Origin of the sequence: Paraburkholderia ribeironis, from assembly GCF_900019265.1 — a bacterium.
GTDB lineage: Bacteria > Pseudomonadota > Gammaproteobacteria > Burkholderiales > Burkholderiaceae > Paraburkholderia > Paraburkholderia ribeironis.
Genome location: NZ_CYGX02000123.1, coordinates 1 through 408, shown reverse-complemented (window position 1 = coordinate 408; position 408 = coordinate 1). Strand labels below are relative to the sequence as shown.

Sequence of the window (408 nt, the reverse complement as noted above, 5' to 3'; positions counted from 1 at the left end):
GCATGAGCTGGCGCTCGCTACGTACGCCGAACAGATAGCCGATGAACAGCAGTCTGAACATCATCACCGGATCGAGCGCCGGACGCCCGTTATCCGCGCAGTACAGGTGCGCTACCTTCCCGCGGATGAATTCGAAATCCACCGCCGCGTCGATCTTGCGTAACAGGTGGTCCTTCGGCACGAGTTCCTCGAGCGTCACCATCTCGAGTTCGTGCTGGATCGGTGTCGGGTTCTTGAGCATGACGCTCATTAAACGACAAAGCCCGGCGCGTGGCCAGGCTTTGAGGGGGACTTTGTCAGCAGTCTGAAGCCTCGCAATTGCGAGGCTTTTTGCTTTGCGGCAGAGGCAAGACCGCCGGCGCGTTACGCGGGCTGACTTTGCGAATGGCCGTGCTGGGCTTGCGGACG

The 408-nt window shown here is 60.3% G+C and carries 1 pseudogene; it reads right to left on the bottom strand.

Going from position 1 to position 408, the window contains the following annotated elements:
- Positions 1-181, bottom strand: a pseudogene (locus tag BN2475_RS36030) (transposase); the annotation flags it as partial.
- Positions 182-408: the final 227 nt, after the last annotated feature.